Origin of the sequence: Pseudoflavonifractor phocaeensis (genome assembly GCF_021531815.1) — a bacterium.
GTDB lineage: Bacteria > Bacillota > Clostridia > Oscillospirales > Oscillospiraceae > Lawsonibacter > Lawsonibacter phocaeensis_A.
In genome coordinates this window covers 51568-71181 of record NZ_JADYUM010000010.1, presented here as the reverse complement: position 1 = coordinate 71181, position 19614 = coordinate 51568, and the positions used below count along the sequence as shown (strand labels likewise).

Below are 19614 nucleotides of genomic sequence, written 5' to 3'. Positions count from 1 at the left end.
TTTGGTGTTTTATCTGAATTTTAAAGTTTTCCCTCCGGCGTCCCCACAGTGGCCCTGAGAAAAGCCGGGCCGGCGCAGGCTGTTTATCTCCCGCGCCGGCTCTTGTCCGCGATTTGTCCCCATGTGTGAAGTTCCCGGTCAACCGCCCACCATAGTCAGGAAATAGCGATGCACCGACAGGTCATCACTCAATTCCGGATGGAACGCTGCCACCAACTGGTTCTCCTGCCGGGCAGCCACGATATTGCCGTCCACAGTGGCCAGCACCTGGGCGCCGCCGGAGACAGATTCAATATACGGGGCTCGGATAAAGGTCAGGGGAATGGTGCCTACTCCTTTGCAGTCCGCCTCGGTATAGAAGCTGCCCAGCTGCCGGCCATAGGCGTTGCGCCGAACCGCGATGTCCATGGTCCCGAAACAGGGAATGCCTCCTTCTACCTCCTTGGCCAGCAGGATCAAACCGGCGCATGTCCCGAAAACCGGCAGCCCCGCCTGAATACGCTGCCGCAGCGGCTCAAACAGCTCCAGATCCCGCAGAAGCTTCCCCATGACGGTGCTCTCACCTCCGGGGAGGATCAGGCCGTCGAAGGGCCGCTCCAAATCCCGGGGCTGGCGAATTTCAAAATGGTCCACCCCCAGCCGGTCCAGCGTGGCGGCGTGCTCTGCAAAGGCCCCCTGGAGGGCCAGAATGGCAATGGTCATCTCATTTCCCCCGCTCCGCCATCAGCAGGGCGATCTCGCTTTCGTTGATCCCCACCATGGCCTCGCCCAGATCGGTGGACAGCTCCGCGATGCGCTTGGCGTCGGTGTAGTTGGTGACAGCCTGAACGATGGCGGCGGCGCGCTTGGCCGGGTCGCCGGATTTGAAGATGCCGGAGCCCACAAACACGCCCTCGGCTCCCAGCTGCATCATCAGGGCCGCGTCGGCGGGGGTGGCCACTCCGCCGGCAGCGAAGTTGACCACCGGCAGCTTCCCGTTTTCATGGACGTAGCGCAGCAGGTCCAGAGGCACCTGGAGTTGCTTGGCCGCCTCAAAAAGTTCGTCTTCCTGGAGGTTCTGCACCCGGCGGATCTCCGCATTCATAGCGCGCATATGGCGCACCGCCTGGACCACGTCGCCGGTGCCCGGCTCGCCCTTGGTGTGGATCATGGAAGCACCCTCGGCAATACGCCGCAGCGCCTCTCCCAAGTCCCTGGCGCCGCAGACGAAGGGTACCTTGAACTTGGTCTTGTCGATATGGTACACGTCATCGGCGGGAGACAGGACCTCGCTCTCGTCGATATAGTCGATCTCAATGGCCTCCAGAATCTGGGCTTCCACAAAATGGCCGATACGGCACTTGGCCATGACGGGGATGGTGACGGCCTCCTGAATGCCCCGGATCATCTTGGGGTCGCTCATGCGGGACACGCCCCCGGCTGCCCGGATGTCGGCGGGGATGCGCTCCAGGGCCATGACGGCGCAGGCGCCGGCGGCCTCGGCGATCTTTGCCTGCTCCGGCGTGGTCACGTCCATGATGACGCCGCCCTTCAACATCTGGGCCAGCTCCTTATTCAACTCATATCTCGTCTTTTCCATTTTATATATACCCACAAGGTTGATTGGTAAATCAATCATATCACAAATTGGTATCTTGAAAAGGTCCAGTTTCCTTTATTTTAATAAGATCAGTTCGGGCGTTGAAGCACTTGTGCGGATAAAAAACGAGACTGCCATTTCTGGCAGTCTCGCACATGCTTTTGCCTCAATCCGCGAACAGCGGGGTGGACAGGTAGCGGTCGCCGGTATCGGGCAGCAGAGCCACAATGGTCTTGCCCTTGTTCTCCGGCCGCTTGGCCAGCTGGATAGCGGCCCACACAGCGGCGCCGGAGGAGATACCCACCAGCACGCCCTCGGACTTGCCAATCAGCTTGCCGGTGGCAAAGGCGTCGTCGTTCTCCACGGCGATGACCTCGTCATAGATCTTGGTATCCAGCACATCAGGGACGAAGCCCGCGCCGATGCCCTGGATCTTGTGGGCGCCGAGGGTGCCTTTGCTCAGCACCGGGGACCCGGCGGGCTCCACCGCCACCACCTTCACATTGGGATTCTGGCTCTTCAGGTACTCGCCGGTGCCAGTGACAGTGCCGCCGGTCCCCACGCCGGCCACGAAAATATCCACCTTGCCGTCGGTGTCCTCCCAGATCTCGGGTCCGGTAGTGGCCTTGTGGACGGCGGGGTTGGCGGGATTCACAAACTGGCCGGGGATGAAGCTGTTGGGGATCTCCTTGGCCAGCTCATCGGCCTTGGCGATGGCGCCCTTCATACCCTTGGCGCCCTCGGTGAGCACCAGCTCCGCGCCGTAGGCCTTCATCAGTTGGCGGCGCTCCACGCTCATGGTTTCAGGCATAACAATGATAATACGGTAGCCACGGGCAGCGGCCACAGAAGCTAAGCCGATACCGGTGTTGCCGGAGGTGGGCTCGATGATGACGGAGCCGGGCTTCAGAAGGCCCTTGGCCTCGGCGTCATCGATCATGGCCTTGGCGATACGGTCCTTGACGCTGCCGGCAGGGTTGAAATACTCCAGCTTGCCCAGAACGCGGGCCTCCAGCCCCTCCGCTTTTTCGATGTGTACCAGTTCCAGCAGGGGCGTTTTCCCGATCAGCTGGTCAGCGGATGTATAAATTTTGCTCATGATCAATTCCTCCCGATATTGTTGAAATTTCATCCGGTTTTATGTTTTTCAGCAATACCGGCGACATCGAAAGTATGGCAGGTGACTCCTCATTTCAATACCAACCTTTCAAGTATGTTAATATGGATTATAAGCAGTGCCGCCGTTTTTGTCAAGAGTGATCTTCAAAAAATTTTGTCCGTATCAAAAAAGGGAGGCGTCTCTTTACGAAACGCCTCCCTTTTGTCTTCTCCGCTCCGTTCTTTCGGCGCAGACTTCCTAACTTATTTTTACCATGCTGCCTTCATCAATCAACAAAGCGGTTTGGGGTGTTCATGATTTCCCGCACCACTTCCGGCCGCATTAGCCCGGACAAATCGCCATCGCCGGAGGTAAAGAATCTGCGGATTTTGGTCCCGCTGAAATCAACATGATCGCATCGCGGATGAGGACATGTCTTCTCGTTTGCCATTGCTTCGCACTTTTTGCAGAAAAAGAAGGAGTTCAAAATGATCGGCTGGATCTCAAGATCTGGGAATTCCCGGAAGATTTCCTGGGCGGCATAGGGCGAATAAAAATTCCCTACGCCGGCATGGTCCCGGCCAATGATCATATGCGTGCAGCCGAAATTTTTACGCATAATGGCGTGATGAATGGCTTCTTTCGGTCCCGCATATTCCATTTCGTATTCCAGAACTGATAAGAGCGTATTGTCCTTTCGGTAGTAATGATCGATCAACGTCTGATAGGACCGTACAATTGCCTCATCTGTAAAATCCCCAGCTTTTTTCTTCCCCAAAACCGGTTGAATGAATAGCCCATCGCTGAACGTCAACGCACTCTTCTGCACATATTCGTGTCCCAAATCCGCATTGAGAAATATGTGGATGAGCTGCGGCAGATCACCCTCGCGGACGGCTCCATGTTCCGCTGCACCGGTACCCATTTGATTCTGGACGCCAACGGCAACTATGTGGAGGCAGCCAACATCCGGGCAGGCCAACAGCTCAGCGGCGGCCACACCGTTATCCGGGCGGAAACGCTGGAGCTGCCCGAGAAAATCCCGGTTTATGACATGAGCGTCCCGCACCGGCTCAACTTCGTGCTGGAGAACGGCATCATCGCCCACAACAGCGGCAAGTCCTTCAGCGCAAAGCGCGAGATCTCCAATGCGTTCCTTGTCACCCATGATGACATCATCATCTGCGACCCGGAGGGCGAATATGCGCCCCTGGTGGAGCGGCTGGGCGGACAGGTCATCAAAATCTCGCCCACTTCTCCGCACCACATCAACCCCATGGACCTGAACCTCAATTACAGCGACGATGATAATCCGCTGTCTTTGAAGTCCGACTTCATTCTCAGCCTGTGTGAGCTGATCGTGGGCGGTAAGGAGGGCCTTGCCCCGGTTGAGAAAACCATCATCGACCGCTGTGTGCGGCTGGTCTACCGGGACTACCTGAACGACCCAAGCCCGGAGAATATGCCCATCCTGGGAGACTTGTATCAGGCCCTGCGGGAACAGGAGGAAAAAGAGGCGCAGTATATCGCCACGGCGCTGGAAATCTACGTTTCCGGCTCTCTGTCCGTGTTCAACCACCGGACCGACGTGAACATCCGCAACCGCATCGTCTGCTACGACATCCGGGAGCTGGGCAAGCAGCTCAAAAAAATCGGTATGCACATCGTTCAGGATCAGGTCTGGAACCGCGTCACGGAAAACCGATTCTCCAAGTCCAACCGCGACGGCGAGAGCGGTCCTGCGGATGTGCCGTATCAGAAAGCCACCCGCTACTACATGGACGAGTTCCACCTGCTGCTGAAAGAGGAACAGACTGCGGCGTATTCCGTCGAGATTTGGAAAAGATTCCGTAAATGGGGCGGCATCCCCACCGGCATCACCCAGAATGTCAAAGACCTGCTTTCCTCCCGTGAGGTGGAGAACATCTTTGAAAACAGCGACTTCATCTATATGCTCAACCAGGCAGCAGGCGACCGGCAGATTCTCGCCAAGCAGCTGAACATTTCGCCCCACCAGCTCTCCTATGTGACCCACTCCGGCGAGGGTGAGGGGCTGCTGTTTTACGGCAACACCATTCTGCCGTTCATCGACCACTTCCCCAAGGACACCGAGCTGTATAAGGTGATGACCACCAAACCCCAAGAGGTGTCGGGCGCATGAAACGGGAACCGCGTTTACAGTTCTCCGACGTAGATCGCGCCGAGCCGAAGCTGAAAAAACCTATCCGCAAGGCTGAAAAAGCTGCGGCCAAGGCAGACAAGGCCCAGGCGAGAATCCCCAAAACCACCGCTGTCAAAAAGGAGCGCGGTTTTGACCCTGCCACCGGTAAGGTCAAAACCAGCCTCCGCTTTGAGGAAGTGGACAAGAAAAAGCCCCCCTCCAAGCTCACCCATGCGGTGCAGGATGCTCCCGGCAACACAGTTCTCACGCAATTCCACCGGGAGGTGCGTGAGAGTGAGGATGACAATGTGGGTGTGGAATCCGCGCATAAGCTGGAGGAAACCGTCGAGAACGGCGGGCGGATGGTACAGTCCGCCCACCGTTCCCATCAGCTCAAACCTTACCGCGCTGCGGCAACTGCGGAATCCAAACTGGAAAAGGCAAACCTGGATGCGCTGTATCAAAAGGCACAGATGGAATCTCCGACCAGCAACCCGATCTCCAAGTGGCAGCAGAAGCAGGCCATCAAGCGGCAGTACGCCGCTGCCAAGTCCGCCAAAACTGCTGACACGGCCCAAAAGACGGCGGAAAACACCGCCAGCGCCGCTGAGAAAGCGACCGAAAAAGTCAAGGAGGCCGGACAGTTTGTGTGGCGGCACCGGCGGGGCTTCGGTATCGTGGCCGCTCTCTTTCTGATGTTGTCCTTTTTCCTCAATGGCCTGTCCTCCTGCTCCGTACTGATGGATGGCGTCGGCTCCGGTATTGCTGCCAGCACCTATCCCTCCCGGGATGAGGATATGTTGGGTGCAGAGGCCGCCTATTGTGCCATGGAGGAGGAACTGCGGGACTACCTGGATAGCTATGAAAGTACCCACGACTACGACGAGTACCATTTCGACCTGGATGACATTGAGCATGACCCCTATGTGCTGATCTCCATTCTCACGGCGCTGCATCAGGGCGAGTGGACGCTGGCCGAAGTACAAGGTACGCTTCAGATGCTCTTTGACCGCCAGTACATTCTCACCGAGGATGTGGTAGTGGAGGAACGGTACTACACGGAAACGGACACCTGGACGGATGACGAGGGCAACACCCATACCGACACCTACCGGGTGTACTACGACTACTACATCTGCACAGTCACGCTGGATAATTTCAACTTGTCCCATCTGCCCGTCTATATCATGGGCGAGGAACAGTTGGGGATGTACGCCGTCTACATGGCGACCCTGGGCAACCGGCCGGACCTGTTCCCGTACTCCGATTATATCGACAAGTATGTCAACAACAGCTACACCGACTATGAAATTCCCCCGGAGGCCCTGGAGGATGAAGTCTTTGCAGCCATGATCGAAGAAGCGGAGAAGTATTTGGGCTACCCCTATGTGTGGGGCGGCAGCAGCCCGTCCACCTCCTTTGACTGCTCCGGTTTTGTCAGCTGGGTCATCAATCACTCCGGCTGGGATGTGGGCAGGCTTGGCGCGCAGGGACTGTGCAATATCTGTACGCCGGTTTCCGCTTCCAATGCCAAACCGGGCGACCTGGTATTGTGGAACAATCAGATGCGCCGGTATGTGCGGCAAGGCAGTAAGGGAATTGCCCTCATTGACACTACCGGCGACCGGCCCAGACTGAAATATGTATTTGATGTATCGGACACAGGCGGCGGCGAGAACTCTCGCCGCCCTTTCCTTTGGGAGTACCGGCCAGAACATCGGGACGCGGTGACGGCGGCATTGGAGCGCCGCTTTGAAGTTACCGGAGAGAACGGGCTGGCGGACCAGCTGGAGTGCATAGCGGCACAGTTGGTGGACGAGTTCTGGAACGCCCATCAACGGGACATCCTCAACATCGTTGAAGATTCCTTTTTGGAGGAATATGATGATTTCAACATCGGAGTGGCCTTCCGGAACGCTGCGGTGGTCAGCACCACCTACGTTCTCCTTTCCCGCTGCGGTATGGAGCCGGGAGACTACTTTGAGCATGAGGATTTCCTGAACGTCTTTGATTTCAACACACCTCAGACCGTCGCCGCCCTGGGCACAGCCATCAGCCAGTCCAGTGAGCAGGTCCTGCGTCAAATCGAAGTCACCATCAAGAACTATGAGCGCCAGAAGCTGGCGGAAAGGAGCGAAAGCCATGAGCGAACTGATTTACGCGAAGAACGGGGATTATCTGATTCCCGGCCTGAGACTGTCCGAGCAGGGGGCGCAGCCCCTGGGCAAGTACGGCAGGATGCGGAAGAACTACCTGAAGGAGCATCGCCCGGTGCTGTGGAACAGCCTGCTGTTGTCCGAGAAGCTGTACCCGCACCTGCGGGAGATCGACGAGGCAGCGAACCGGCGTCTGGAGCTGATGATGCCCGGGCTTATCGTACCTCCATTTCTTTCTTATGGGGCTTGTCGGGTGCGCTGTGAACCGGCAGCGTTTTCAGCTTATCCAGCACGGAGGGGCGGTTTGCTTTTGCGATTGCCTGCTCCGGCTGGTTCCGCCCTTTACTGTCCAGGTTGAGAATCAAATCCAGCTCCACCAGCCGCGCGGTCTTTTCTGCCAGCTCCTGTTCCTGGGGAAACGGTTTGCCGACCTCGGCCTTTGCTGCCTCCTGCTGGTTGTAGAGGTTTTCAAGCTGGGCCTGCACAGCGCGCAGCCGGTCCGGTGTTCTGTCCAGCGCATTTTCAATGCGGAGCAAATTGCCCTTGGCATCCGTGCCCAAATCAACCTCATGGGTCATCTGCCCTTTCAGGGTCAGGGTGTACCGTTGCCAAATCGGGTCAAAGGCGATGGACATGGAAAAGCCGCGATAGCTGCCGATCTGCACCGGCTCTTTGCCCTTGAACTCCTTGCAGGCGTCCAGCAGCGCGGCACCGGCGTTCTCCTTGTCGGTGAGCTTGTCGCCCCGAATCTCCATGCCGACAAATCCCTCCTTGGGGAGCGGATGTGCAGCGAGGGTCTGCAAGTCGGCTTCCAGCCCACGGATGAAGCCTGTGTTTTCCTTGATCTGCTCCGGAAAGTATTTCAGCAGATTGTCCTCCAATTGGAACTGCTTGCTTTGATGGGCCGCTTTCAGAATCTTCAGCTTGGAAACCTCCACATCCAAATCCATGCGCTCTTTGATACGGGGATCACCGGCACACAGCGCCTTGATTTCCGCAAAGGACAGCGCCGTGGCATCCACATCCTCACAGGAGCGGACCGGGGATTTGGAGGTCATGATTTGGGAAATGAAACGCTGCTTATTCTCAACGGTCTGCCAAAGGTAGGCGTCGAAAGTACCCTCCGTGACATAACGGCAGGACGATATGCTCCCGTTGCCGGTCTTGAGGCCGTAACCGTCGTGATAGGTTTGCTTCACAAAGGCCGCCAGCTCGGAAAAAGGCTTTTGTTTCATAAACTCGTTCACGATCTTCAAGCGGGCTTGCTCGGTGTTGCTGCCCAGCCGCAGAAGGTGGTCTATATCCTCCTGGGGCAAAGAAAAAGCGAAGGGCGCAGCTTGTGCGCTCTCCGCTTCTATAATGGATTGGATTTGTTCCGCCTCTGTGGGGAACATACTGAGCTGTGCCCCGGCCGGGGCATCAAAAAGGTTTAGCTGAACACCAGTTCCGCCAGGATGGTTTCCTCCGCCTGCGCTTTCAGTGTGTTCATCAGGCCCACCCACTTCATCGGGTCGCTGGCTTTCAATTCCTCCGTCACGCCCGCCGACTTCATAATGAAAGAGATTTCTGTGTATCAGCATACCGGCACCTATGCCCGTGAGCATGGGGAGCTGGAGCAGTTCCGTAATTCCTTCCGGGCGAATATCGCCTGCAAAGAGGCGATTGAGGCGGCCATCAGAGAACACTACCGGAACAACTGCCTTGACAGCGAAGCGCCGAAACAGGTGGTGGACCAGTTCGGCTATGATCGCGTTTTCCATGTCCTCGCCAATACGGTCAAGCAGATGGATTGGGACGGACGCATCTCCAATGACAACAAGGCGTGGGCCAAAACCGTCCCCGTTTGTGATAACAAGGATGGACTTGGCGGCGACCGTAACTGCTACTTTGTCGTGAACAGCCACCCCGGCCTAACGGACCTGTTTCTGACACAGACGCGGAAAGAATTTGCCCTTGCCCAGCAGCAGGAGAAGCCCTCCGTCCGGCAGAAGCTGAAAGCCCCGCCGGAAAGAAATGCGCCGAAAAATTCGGCGCATTTCAAGTCCCAGGAGCGTTGACCATGGCAAAGCGGAAACGGGAGATACAGTTAAAGTTCCGCGTCACGCCCCAGGAGCGGGAGATGATCGAGACGAAGATGGCCCAGCTCGGCACCACCAACATGGCCGCTTATCTGCGGAAAATGGCGATTGACGGATATGTGGTGAAGCTGGAACTGCCGGAGCTGCGGGAGCTGGTTTCTCTGCTCCGTTATTCCAGCAACAATCTTAATCAGCTGACCAAGCGCGCCCATGAAACCGGGCGCGTCTATGATGCCGACCTGGAGGACATCCGGCAGAATCAGGAGCGGCTTTGGACGGCTGCGGAAAAGATCGTCGCTGAACTGGCGGCTCTGAAATGAATGTGAGGGGCGGCACAAGCAGCCGCCCCTCTTTTCTCATATCCTTGCAGAACGCGGCAAGATACGATACGCTTATGTCAGGAAGGAAAGGAGTGTTGAAAATGAAGTCGATTTTGAAGTTTGCCGCTGCCCCCATTACCATGGCCCTGTCCATTTTCATCTGGCTGTGTGCGGGCCTTATCTCTTGTTCCGCTTTTATATTCAAGCTGGCGAGTGTGCTGCTCTCCATTCTGGCCCTGGCCGTCTTGATAACCTATTCCATCCAGAACGGAATCATTCTCCTGGTGTTCGCATTCCTGGTCAGCCCCATGGGACTTCCGATGCTGGCGGTGTGGGTGCTGGGAAAGCTGCAAGGCGTCAACGCAGCTATGAAAGGATTCATAAGAAGTTAAGGACATCTGAATCAGGATACGCGGTTCGCATCGTTATGCGGGCCGCTTTTCTTTTGGAAGGAGGGTAATCTCAGGTGGCGACCACGCGCATCATGCCGCTGCACACTGGCAAAGACCGCACGGTCGGACAGGCCATCAGCGACATACTGGACTATTCCAAGAATCCGCAAAAGACGGATAACGGCCAGCTCATTACCAGCTGGCAGTGCGACAGCAGAATCGCAGATGCGGAGTTCCTGTTCACCAAGCGGCAGTATATCCAAAAGACTGGCAGAGTGCGCAGCGAGGACGATGTGATTGCCTATCATCTCCGCCAGTCTTTTCGTCCCGGCGAGATCACCCCGGAAGAAGCAAATCGCCTGGGCTGTGAGCTGGCACGGCGATTCACCAAGGGCAACCATGCCTTTATCGTCTGTACCCACATTGACAAATCCCACATTCACAATCACATCATCTGGAACTCGACTGCCCTCAGTCAGACCCGGAAGTTCCGTAACTTTTGGGGCAGCACCCGCGCCGTGCGGCGGCTCAGCGACACCATCTGTATTGAGAATGGCTACTCCATCGTGGAGGACCCGAAGCGCCACGGAAAGAGCTACAACAAATGGCTGGGAGATCAGAAAAAGCCCTCTCACCGGGAGCGTATCTGCTTTGCCATTGACGATGCGCTGGCACAGAAGCCGGAATCCTTTGAAGCTCTGCTGACGCTGCTGCGGGAGGCCGGGTATGAAGTCAAAGGAAAGAAAGTGCCGTCCCTTATGGGCGGCGAACAGAAGAAGTTTATCCGCATGGACACCCTCGGTCCCGGCTACACCCCGGCAGATCTCCGCGCAGTCATCGCCGGTGAAATGGAGCATACGCCCCGGCAGCGCATTACTCCCAGCGCCGCACCGGAGAAGCGAAGTGGGAATCTGCTGGTAGACATTCAGGCAAAACTCCGGGCCGGAAAGGGGGCCGGTTATGCGCGCTGGGCCACGCTGTTCAACCTGAAGCAGATGGCACAGACGGTAGCCTATCTGCAAGAGAACGAGCTGCTGGACTACGACACATTGGCAGAGAAAGCCTCCGCTGCCTCTGCCCGGTATCACGACATATCCGGGAGAATCAAGGCGGCAGAAAAGCGCATGGCGGAGATCGCCGTCATGCGTACGCACATCATCAACTATGCCAAGACCCGCGACACCTATATCGCCTACCGTAAGGCCGGATACTCCAAGAAGTTTCTTTCGGAGCATGAGAGCGACATCACGCTGCATAAGGCCGCAAAGCAGTATTTCGATGCCCAGGGCGTTAAGAAGTTGCCCACCGTCAAGAGCCTGAACGCCGAGTACGCCGCGCTGATGGCTGAGAAAAAAGCGGCCTACTCCGAATACCGCAAGGCACGGGAGGACATGAAGGAGCTGCTGACCGCCAAGGCCAATATTGACCGTTTCCTTGGCACGGAGGAAGTCCATGAAGAACCGGATGCCACAAAAGAAAAAAAGGCGGAACAGCGTTGAGCTGACCGCCATAAAGCGATTTGAAAAATCGCGCAGCCGCAGGATAAGTCCTGCGTTTCAGAACACGGAAACCGTGTTCTGCGGGGATTGGGGCGGAGCCTCAACAAGCATGAAACCGTGGGTTTCCGCGAAAGCGGAAATCTGCGGTTTTCGCAAAGTGGGTCCCGCTTTGCATTGCTTGCCGCTTTCCCGTACCCTGCGTTTCCGTGTACCGGAGGAAAACAAAAGGACGGCCTGGGTAGGCCGTCATCATTTGCCCTTATTCTGCCGGTTCGCTTTCATCTGCAATTCGATATACTCACGGACACTCTCCCGGCCCTTGCGGTCCAGCGTCAGAACATCCGCCAGTAACTCGTCTGCCGTGTACCCAGCGACGATTGGCTTTTGATATTCCTCTAGGCGTACCCGGCAGGCCGTGCGCCCCAGGAGATAGTCCACAGATACCCCATAGAAGTCTGCAAGGGGCACAACATAGTGGATCGGCATTTCATATTTGCCCGTTTCGTACTTGGAATAGTATTGCTGCGAAGTGCCGAGAAGATTTGCAACATCGGCCTGGGTCATATCCCGATCCTCCCGCAGTTCCCGAAGAATCTCACAAAACGATTTCATGCGACGCACCTCCTTCTTAATGATGCGTAAAATATTATACCGTACATCATTTTCGGCTTATTGACGGCAAAATGTATTTGGCTTATAATGATTTTACTCACATTATATTTTGCTTATTCACGAAGGCGGTATTATGGAAGATTTGACTTGTGCATTTACCGGACACAGACCGTCCAGCTACAAATTCGGCTACGATGAAGAACACCCGGACTGCTGTAAACTCAAGGCCCTGATGACGATTCAGATCGTATCGCTCATTGAAAACGGCGTAACAACTTTTCTCTCCGGCATGGCGCTGGGTGCAGACATCTGGGGCGCGGAGATCGTTCTTGCCTGTAAGAAGCAGTATCCACAAAAGGGTATCAGGCTCATAGCAGTGCTGCCCTGCGAAAGTCAGGCGGACCGCTGGAGCGTGGAGCAGCGGGAACGCTATTTCAACATCCTGGCGGAGTGTGACGAAACCGTCTATATCAGCCGCCACTACACACGCGACTGTATGTTCCGGCGCAATCGCTGGCTGATCGACCATGCCAATTTCGTCCTTGCCGTCTACAATGGTTCCACCAAAGGAGGTACGGCATACACTATTAACTACGCATACGAAAAGAAACGGGCAGTCATCATCATCGACCCGGACACGCTGACTGTCCTGCCGTATACCATCCGCGTGAACAATGAGTCGTAAGAGCGCGGGACAATGCCCGCAGCTGTTTACATGGTCGCATGACATCTGCTTCGCAGCACCGCCGTACTACATAACCCCGACATGAAAGACGCCTTTGCAAATCTATTCGTCATGCTCATTGATACTGGCAAAAAGCAAGCTCTAATTTTTCTCAAATTGGGGCTTGACTTATATTACGGGTTTGCCGCTTTCTTGTGTATGGTGTCCGATCTCTTGAAATTTAAGGCATTTTCCAGCATAGTGAAATAGAATATGTAATGAGCGAGATTTCCATGAAGTCCGCCAACAACCGCTTGAACGCCGTCTATGGGAAGCTGAGTCCGGGCGGCGAGGGACGGAACAAACGTCAGGCGCTGGTCAGGCTCATCAATCACTTACAATAAAAAAATTCCATAAAAAATCTCGTAAATTTTCAAATTGGGGTATTGATTACCCTATCAAATTAAAAAATGCCATTGTATAGTGAAACTATACAATGGCATTTTTGTATGGATCGAGCAAATTGGCTTTGGAAAGGAAGGTGGTTACAGATGACAGGACCCCCCATCAAGTCTGTGGCGGCGCAAAAAGGTCACATTTTACGGGTGAACTGGGCCAACGGCAGCGCCACACTGCTGAATATGCGGCCCGTACTGCAAAGCCCACGCTTTGCAGCGGTGCGGGACAAGACGGTCTGGCGCTCTGCCGTGACGGACGGCCACACCATCCGCTGGACGGATACCGAGGGCTACACCTACGACATGGCGGAGTATGAGGTCAATCAATTTGCCAGCGGACTGTAACGCAAATCATGAAGGAGGAAAATTGATAACAGAAGCGGGAACCATGCATACAAGAAGAAATGGAGGAAACTTTATGAAACACAATGGAACCCTGCGGCGGGGACTGGGCATATTGCTGTCCCTGGTGATGTGCCTGGGCCTGCTGCCGGCCACCGCGCTGGCGGAGGAAACAGAAACAGGCAAAGCAATTCAAATTGGCACTTTGCAAATTAAGGGTGGGCAGGCCAGCAGCGTATATTTGGGGAATTACCGGCAGAGCAGCGACGGCATCAACGGCTACAACACCGATCCCATCAAGTGGCGGGTGCTGTCCAACGCAGACGGGAAGTTGTTCCTGCTTGCAGGCCAAAATCTGGACGCGCAGCAATACAACAGCAGCCATACAAGCATTACATGGGAAAAGAGTACAATCCGTTCATGGCTCAATGGTTATGGGGAAAATGAAAATACCTACAAAACGGATTACAGCAGTGATAATTTTATAGACGCCGCTTTTTCCAAGGAGGAGCAGGGCGCGATTGCGGAAACGTTTGTCTATAACGCCACGCAGTCAGATGGAAGCAGCAGCCCCAATCCCAAATACGACATACCGGGCGGAAACAATACGACGGATAAAATCTTTCTGTTATCCATAGAAGAGGCAAATAACAGCAGTTATTTCCCGAATGGAAATGACAGCCGCAAATCGATCAACACCGCTTATGTCGCAAGTCGTCATACCAATATGCATGGTGCCGGCGAGGCCGACTTTTGGCGGCTGCGTTCCCCCGGCTTCAATGATAAGATGGCAGCTCTTGTGACCGATAAAGGCGGCGTTTACTACGATGGAGGCGACGTAGATTTCACTTACGACGCGGTTCGTCCCGCTTTTAACTTAAATCTGAACTCTGTCCTCTTTACATCTGCCGCCGAGGGCGGAAAGAGCGCAAGCGGTATGGGCAGCGGTCTGGCTTCCGTTGGCGATTATACCGGCAATGAATGGAAGCTGACGCTGTTGGACAGCGACCGCAGCGGATTTACCGCAAGCACAGAGACCGTTGCCGACAATAAGGTAACGATTGCGTATTCCAATGCAACAACCGGCTCTAACGAGTACATTTCCGCCATCGTCCAGGATGCGGACGGCAGCGTTCCCTACTACGGGCGCATCGCGCAGCTGGACGGCACGACGAACACCGCCAGCGGCACGGTGGAGATCGACCTCTCCGGTATCAACATGACCGGCAAGACGCTCTGCGTGTTCAACGAGCAGTACAACGGCGATAAAATGACCGACTACGCCAGCGCTCTCTGCACGCTTTCCCTCTCCAAACCCATTTCCGGCTGCACGGTTGATCCGATTTCCAATCAGACCTATAACGGCACGCCGCAGACCCCCGCTGTGACGGTCAGGGACGGCGACGTGCCGCTGACCAAGGACACGGATTACACCGTTTTCTACAAAGACAACGTGAACGCGGGCACTGCGACTGTCACCATCACCGGCATGGGAGACTACACCGGAAAGACCACCGCGACGTTCACCATCCTTCAGGCGGACCCCATCCCCCCCACCGACCTGACCGGCATCAAGGGCAAAACCGTTAGCACCGTGCGGCTGCCCAGTGGCTGGTGGTGGGATGACCCGGCTGCCATTCTGAACGCCAGTGGGTTCTTCAAGGTCAGATACAGGGACGAAACCGGCAACTATAACGACGTGTCCGACGTGAATGTGAAGGTTACGCTGGTCGAAGGGTACACCGTCACGGCATACGGCCTTTACGGAACAACCATGGGGATCGAACCCGGTGAGACCTATACCGAGATCTTTGCCGCCGGGGAAATGGTCGGACTGCAGATCGGCAAGCGGGACGGCTACAAACTGAAAGACGTGACGCTTGTCGGGATCACGGAAGATGATCTGAGCTGGTCGGCCAAAGACCAGGAGATCAATGATCGCGGATTCCACTTCTCCATGCCCGAAAACGATGTGACGGTCACCGTCAACTGGGAGAAAACCAGCGGCAGCAGCTCCGGCGGCTCCGGCGGCGGCAGCAGCTCGCCCAGCTATTCCGTCACCGTGGATAAGACCGTGAACGGAACGGTCACCGTTTCGCCCAAGAGCGCGAGCAAGGGCAGCACCGTCACCCTGACGGTCACCCCCGACAAGGGCTACACCCTGGAGACCCTGACTGTCACCAACGCCAGCGGCAAGGAAGTCAAGCTCACGGAGAAGAATGGCAAGTACACCTTCACCATGCCCGGGAGCAAAGTTACCGTCAAGGCCACCTTCATGGAGGATAACTCCATGCTGAACTTCTTCGTGGACGTCCCGGCCGACGCTTACTACTACGACGCGGTGCTGTGGGCCGCTGAGAACGGCATCACCGGCGGCGTGGATGATACCCACTTCGCCCCCAACGCTCCCTGCACCCGCGCCCAGATCGTCACCTTCTTGTGGCGGGCGGCTGGTTCCCCCGAGCCGGAGAGCGTGAGCAGCTTCGCGGATGTGCCCGCGGACAGCTACTACGCCAAGGCGGTAGCCTGGGCCGTTGAAAACGGCATCACCACCGGCACCGGCGACGGTATGTTCAGTCCCAACGCCACCTGCACCCGGGCCCAGGCCATGGCCTTTATCTGGCGCAGCCAGAAGTCTGTCGCTGCCGACGGCGTGAATCCCTTCACCGACGTGGCGGCTGACGCCTACTACGCCGACGCGGTGCTGTGGGCCGTGGAAAACGGCGTCACCAATGGCACCAGCGACACCACCTTCAGCCCCAACAACGACTGCACCCGCGCCCAGATCGTGACCTTCCTGTTCCGCTGCCTGGGTGAGGAATAAGGCACAAAGAATCCCGTGGGAATAAAGGCGCACTTCCGTGCGTTCTGCGAGGCAAACAGCCCGGACATTTGTCCGGGCTGTTTCGCGTCACAGCAGACTCCACTCCGGCAAAGCGTGAAGCCGCGGTTTCCCGGCAATTGAAATCGCTGCATCAGCGGGCGAGCGAAGGATATGCAATCTGCAAGGACGATCCTACACTGCCGCCGCCTTGTGTATGGCTTTCAATCTCTTGCAATTCAAGGCATTTCCCAGTATAATAATATTGAGTATGTAATGAGCGGGGTGACTCGCAATGCCTTTCAAGCTGAATACAACGTATATCTCCAGCACGCTGGCTTTTAAGCTGTCCAAAATTTCCGAATATCCGGTCACTTCCATCGTGGCCCCCATTGGATACGGAAAAACCAGAGCCATCAGCTGGTGGGTAGATGATTGCCAAAAGATGAGATCGGATGCGCTGATCCTGCGGCAGACCATCGTCACGGACTCCCTGGCGGATTTCTGGCGGGGCTTTTGCCGGAACCTCCGGGAATGGCCGGAACTGGAAAAGGAAATGTCCGCTCTTGGATTCCCCGCAGACCCCCAGACGCGGCAGCTGATGATGGAACTGCTGACCGATGCGCTGGCCGGGAAATCCCACGATATTTTTTACATCATTGATGACCTGCACTTCCTGCCGAATCCCGCGTTTACATCCCTGATCCTGTTTTTGAGCGACCACCTGCCGGAGCGGACCCACATCATTCTGCTCTCCCGCAACGTCATCTTTGAACGGGCGGCACAGATGAAGCTGGGCCCCCGCCTGTGGGAACTGAATGTGGACGATCTGCGGCTGGGCGAAGCGGACATCCGGGAATACGCGCGCCGGAGCGGACAGTTTCTGAACATCCGGGATGTGAAGATGCTGGCCAGCAGTACCGAGGGCTGGTTCTCCATGGTCTATCTGAAGCTGCGGTCCTATGCGCAGACCGGCAAATGGCCGGAAAACACCGCCAATATCTATCCCCTCATCGACGAGGTGCTGTTCTGCCCCCTGGAGGCCCGCCAGCGGGAGTTTCTGGTGCGGCTGAGTGTGCCGGACGATTTCACACTGGAAGAAGCGGAGTTCCTGTGGCCGGAGGATGACACGGCGGCGCTGCTGAGCCAGCTGACAGAACAAAACGCCTTTATCACCTGTACCGACGGTGTGTACCGCTATCACAATATGCTGCGCTCCTGCGCCCGGAAGAAGTTCTTGCTGCTGCCGGAAACGGAGCAGAATGCCACCCTGCTCCGCCTGGGGCAGTGGTATGAGAAGATGGGAGAATGCTGCTTTGCCGCGGAGAGCTATGAAAAGGCCGGCAGCTGGGATGATCTCCTGCGGACGGTGGGCCAGGACCGGGGCCTGAGCTTCGGCCCCGAGCGGCTGCCGCTGATGCGCCGCTGGATGGCCAATTGCCCGGAGGAATGTCAGCTGCGCCATCCGCGGGCGCTGCTGGTATTCATGCTGCTGCTCTTTTACGGCCGGGACATTCCGGAGATGCGGCGGTATCACGGACTGTTTCAGCGCAGCATGGCACTTTGCACCGATCTTTCCCAGCAGGAGCGGGACCAGCTGGAGGGAGAGGCCCTGCTGCGCCTGTCCTTCCTGTGCTTCAACGACATCTCCGCCATGAGCGCCTATCACCGGCAGATCCGCGCCCTGATCCCCGCGGACCGCAACCCATGGACCCAGGGCTCCCCTTCCGTTCTGATGCTCTATCACAGCAAGAGCGGCAGCCTTGACCGGGAGAACGATGAGATGCGGGAATGTATGCCCATTTACAGCCGCATTGCCAGCGGGCATGGCAGCGGCGCGGCCACCATCATGCAGGCCGAAACGGAATTTGTACGGGGGAACCTGACCGACGCCGACATTCTCTGCCGCCAGGCGGAGGAGCAGGCGCTGGAGGCGGGAGAGTACAGCATTTATACCGCCGCCGCCTTTCTCTCCGCCCGGCTGGCGCTGTATGACCAGCCGCCCCGGAACGGCTTTCCCCTGCTGGACCGGGCGGCGGACACCCTGCGCCGTGCCCATCAGTACCGTTTGCTGACCACCGTGGAGCTGGGCCGGGGATGGCTCAGCGCCCTGCTGGGGCAGACAGAGCAGCTGCCCGCGTGGCTGACGGCGGAAGGCGCCAGCATGATGCAGGTGTTCCCGCTGATCGAGCCGGTCTTTCAGGTGATCGTGGGCCGCGTGCTGCTGGCGCAGAGCCAGTGGGCGCAGGTTGCGGCCCGGACGCCCCGGCTGCTCCGGGCCAGCGCTGATGCCCGGTTCGTCCTGTGCAGCATCTATGCCCACCTGCAAAACGCCGTGGCGCTGATACATCTCGGGAAGGAAGCGGCCGCACGGCAAGCGCTGCAAGAGGCGTGGTCCCTGGCGCAGCCGGACGGCATCCTGCTGCCCTTCGCCGAGAGCGATCCCTGTCTGGACACGCTGCTGGACGAGCTGGCGGAGGGGGAAACCCGGGAGCGCCTGCATACCCTCGCTGCCCGGTTCCGCGCCGGACGGGAGGCCACCCGGCAGGAACAGAACCTTCTGGAGCGGTGCGGCCTGACGGAGCGGGAGCTGGAGATCGCCTGCCTGGCGGCGCAGGGCAAGAGCAGCCGGGACATCGCCGAGATGCTGGGCGTCTCCGTGAAATCCGTCAACAACCGCCTGAACGGCGTCTATGAGAAGCTGGGTCTGGGCGGCGAGGGACGGAACAAACGTCAGGCGATGGTCAGGCTCATCAATCACTTACAATAAAAAAATTCCATAAAAAATCTCGTAAATTTTCAAATTGGGGTATTGATTACCCTATCAAATTAAAAAATGCCATTGTATAGTGAAACTATACAATGGCATTTTTGTATGGATCGAGCAAATCGACTTTGGAAAGGAAGGTGGTTACAGATGGCAGGCCCTCCACCCATCAAGTCTGTGGCGGCACACAGGGGCTATATTCTGCGGGTGGAATGGCGTAACGGCAGCGTCACACTGCTGAATATGCGGCCCGTGTTGCAAAGCCCCCGCTTTGCGGCGGTACAGGACAAGGCGGTCTGGTGCTCTGTCGTGACGGACGGCTATACCATCCGCTGGACGGACGCTGAGGGCTACACCTACGACATGGCGGAGTATGAGGTCAACCGCTTCGCCGACGGACTGTAACGCAAACGCAAATCCCCGGAAAAGCAAGAAAGGGGGAGTTCTCTGGAACGAAGGGAACTGACCGCTGTCGCGCCGCTGCCGGACCACAGATTGCGGATGGATTTCGTATCCGGGGTCCGTCTGCTGCCGAATGACCCGGCGGTCTGGAACAGCGCCGTGATGGGCGGCATCTTTGTCCGCTTCGGCCATGCGGAGATCAGCCACGATGAGCTGCTCGCCATGGCGGAGCGGGAACATTCATTACAGAAATGGAGGAAATGA

17 protein-coding genes and 4 pseudogenes are annotated in these 19614 nt (G+C 56.8%); 14 read left to right on the top strand and 7 right to left on the bottom strand.

The window, feature by feature from the left end; genetic code table 11:
- Positions 1 to 138 precede the first annotated feature (138 nt).
- The 4 genes from pdxT to I6E42_RS07980 form a co-directional block, all read right to left on the bottom strand.
- Positions 139 to 702, bottom strand: coding sequence for a pyridoxal 5'-phosphate synthase glutaminase subunit PdxT (pdxT, locus tag I6E42_RS07995; protein ID WP_235371390.1), 564 nt, complete (start codon positions 700 to 702; stop codon positions 139 to 141).
- Between the two features lies 1 nt (position 703).
- Positions 704 to 1579: a pyridoxal 5'-phosphate synthase lyase subunit PdxS gene (gene pdxS / locus I6E42_RS07990; RefSeq protein ID WP_235371389.1), complete on the bottom strand. Its 876-nt coding sequence runs from the start codon at positions 1577 to 1579 to the stop codon at positions 704 to 706.
- 166 nt (positions 1580 to 1745) lie between these two features.
- Complete coding sequence (gene cysK, locus I6E42_RS07985; RefSeq protein WP_235371388.1) at positions 1746 to 2678, bottom strand: cysteine synthase A; 933 nt, start codon at positions 2676 to 2678, stop codon at positions 1746 to 1748.
- 286 nt (positions 2679 to 2964) lie between these two features.
- A complete protein-coding gene (locus I6E42_RS07980) occupies positions 2965 to 3507 on the bottom strand; it encodes a hypothetical protein (RefSeq protein ID WP_235371387.1) in 543 nt (180 codons plus the stop codon).
- 72 nt (positions 3508 to 3579) lie between these two features.
- On the opposite strand from I6E42_RS07980, the gene I6E42_RS07970 reads away from it, so the two are divergent.
- From I6E42_RS07970 to I6E42_RS07955, 3 genes and pseudogenes are all read left to right on the top strand, one after another.
- Positions 3580 to 4839 (top strand): VirB4-like conjugal transfer ATPase, CD1110 family, encoded by a 1260-nt coding sequence (locus I6E42_RS07970; protein WP_459559322.1) that lies wholly within the window; start codon positions 3580 to 3582, stop codon positions 4837 to 4839.
- Positions 4836 to 6395, top strand: a pseudogene (locus tag I6E42_RS12855) (C40 family peptidase); the annotation flags it as partial. The gene I6E42_RS07970 and the pseudogene I6E42_RS12855, both read left to right, overlap by 4 nt.
- A 550-nt stretch (positions 6396 to 6945) precedes the next feature.
- Positions 6946 to 7143, top strand: a pseudogene (locus I6E42_RS07955) (TnpV protein); the annotation flags it as partial.
- A 67-nt stretch (positions 7144 to 7210) separates the two neighbouring features.
- Here the strand turns inward: I6E42_RS07955 and I6E42_RS07950 are convergent.
- Both I6E42_RS07950 and I6E42_RS07945 read right to left on the bottom strand, forming a co-directional pair.
- Positions 7211 to 8131: pseudogene (locus I6E42_RS07950) on the bottom strand (SNF2-related protein); the annotation flags it as partial.
- Between the two features lie 293 nt (positions 8132 to 8424).
- A pseudogene (locus tag I6E42_RS07945) lies at positions 8425 to 8550 on the bottom strand (TnpV protein); the annotation flags it as partial.
- A gap of 13 nt (positions 8551 to 8563) precedes the next feature.
- Between I6E42_RS07945 and I6E42_RS07940 the strand changes: the two are divergent.
- The 4 genes from I6E42_RS07940 (at position 8564) to I6E42_RS07925 (ending at position 11284) form a co-directional block, all read left to right on the top strand.
- Positions 8564 to 9052 carry a DUF3849 domain-containing protein gene (locus I6E42_RS07940; protein WP_235371386.1) on the top strand — a complete coding sequence of 163 codons (489 nt, stop codon included), beginning with the start codon at positions 8564 to 8566 and terminating at the stop codon, positions 9050 to 9052.
- A gap of 2 nt (positions 9053 to 9054) precedes the next feature.
- Positions 9055 to 9393 carry a plasmid mobilization protein gene (locus I6E42_RS07935; protein WP_235371385.1) on the top strand — a complete coding sequence of 113 codons (339 nt, stop codon included), beginning with the start codon at positions 9055 to 9057 and terminating at the stop codon, positions 9391 to 9393.
- Between the two features lie 101 nt (positions 9394 to 9494).
- On the top strand, positions 9495 to 9785 hold the full coding sequence (locus I6E42_RS07930; protein WP_235371384.1) for a CD1845 family protein: 291 nt from the start codon (positions 9495 to 9497) through the stop codon (positions 9783 to 9785).
- 74 nt (positions 9786 to 9859) lie between these two features.
- Complete coding sequence (locus I6E42_RS07925; protein ID WP_235371383.1) at positions 9860 to 11284, top strand: relaxase/mobilization nuclease domain-containing protein; 1425 nt, start codon at positions 9860 to 9862, stop codon at positions 11282 to 11284.
- Between the two features lie 249 nt (positions 11285 to 11533).
- On the opposite strand, the gene I6E42_RS07920 is transcribed toward I6E42_RS07925, so the two are convergent.
- Positions 11534 to 11896, bottom strand: a complete 363-nt coding sequence (locus I6E42_RS07920; RefSeq protein WP_235371382.1) for a helix-turn-helix domain-containing protein — start codon at positions 11894 to 11896, stop codon at positions 11534 to 11536.
- Positions 11897 to 12029: 133 nt separating this feature from the next.
- On the opposite strand from I6E42_RS07920, the gene I6E42_RS07915 reads away from it, so the two are divergent.
- The 7 genes from I6E42_RS07915 (at position 12030) to I6E42_RS07890 (ending at position 19614) form a co-directional block, all read left to right on the top strand.
- Positions 12030 to 12581 (top strand): SLOG family protein, encoded by a 552-nt coding sequence (locus I6E42_RS07915; protein WP_235371381.1) that lies wholly within the window; start codon positions 12030 to 12032, stop codon positions 12579 to 12581.
- Positions 12582 to 12838: 257 nt separating this feature from the next.
- The gene (locus tag I6E42_RS12745) at positions 12839 to 12964 is read left to right on the top strand and encodes a hypothetical protein (RefSeq protein ID WP_268841933.1); all 126 of its coding nucleotides are present in this window, start codon (positions 12839 to 12841) and stop codon (positions 12962 to 12964) included.
- A gap of 147 nt (positions 12965 to 13111) precedes the next feature.
- Complete coding sequence (locus I6E42_RS07910; protein WP_235371380.1) at positions 13112 to 13363, top strand: DUF2442 domain-containing protein; 252 nt, start codon at positions 13112 to 13114, stop codon at positions 13361 to 13363.
- A gap of 73 nt (positions 13364 to 13436) precedes the next feature.
- Complete coding sequence (locus I6E42_RS07905) at positions 13437 to 16184, top strand: S-layer homology domain-containing protein (protein ID WP_235371379.1); 2748 nt, start codon at positions 13437 to 13439, stop codon at positions 16182 to 16184.
- A gap of 292 nt (positions 16185 to 16476) precedes the next feature.
- Positions 16477 to 18951, top strand: coding sequence for a LuxR C-terminal-related transcriptional regulator (locus I6E42_RS07900; RefSeq protein WP_235371378.1), 2475 nt, complete (start codon positions 16477 to 16479; stop codon positions 18949 to 18951).
- Positions 18952 to 19098: 147 nt separating this feature from the next.
- On the top strand, positions 19099 to 19353 hold the full coding sequence (locus I6E42_RS07895) for a DUF2442 domain-containing protein (protein WP_235371377.1): 255 nt from the start codon (positions 19099 to 19101) through the stop codon (positions 19351 to 19353).
- 96 nt (positions 19354 to 19449) lie between these two features.
- Complete coding sequence (locus tag I6E42_RS07890) at positions 19450 to 19614, top strand: hypothetical protein (protein WP_235371376.1); 165 nt, start codon at positions 19450 to 19452, stop codon at positions 19612 to 19614.